This is a genomic window from Brevibacterium rongguiense (assembly GCF_009857845.1).
GTDB classification, from domain to species: domain Bacteria; phylum Actinomycetota; class Actinomycetes; order Actinomycetales; family Brevibacteriaceae; genus Brevibacterium; species Brevibacterium rongguiense.
In genome coordinates this window covers 1-354 of sequence record NZ_WWEQ01000147.1, presented here as the reverse complement: position 1 = coordinate 354, position 354 = coordinate 1, and the positions used below count along the sequence as shown (strand labels likewise).

Sequence of the window (354 nt, the reverse complement as noted above, 5' to 3'; positions counted from 1 at the left end):
CATGCTTCGGCGGCGCGCTTGTCGAGCACCATCCTGACGGCGTGCTCACGCAACTGCTGGTCGTACTTCTTGGGCATGATCCGATTCTCCTTCAGATGAGTCGGAACCAAACCCAGGGCGCTTCATTGTCTGACAGCACGCGCTCAACACTCACGCCACGGTCTGCAAACCACGCCACGGCCCTGTTGAGCACACCAATGGCAGTGAGGGCCTTCTCATCGGCGCAGATCTCCGCGTAGGCCACCCGGGAGTGGTCATCGATGACAGTGTGGACGAATGCGGTGCCGATACGAGGTCGGTAGTCGTGGCCGCGCTCACCGGTGAGGCGGGCCTGGGCACGGGCGTTGAGCTTGC

Annotated in this window: 1 pseudogene; it reads right to left on the bottom strand. The window is 62.7% G+C overall.

The window, feature by feature from the left end:
• Positions 1 to 124 precede the first annotated feature (124 nt).
• Positions 125 to 354: pseudogene (locus tag GSY69_RS13920) on the bottom strand (IS481 family transposase); the annotation flags it as partial.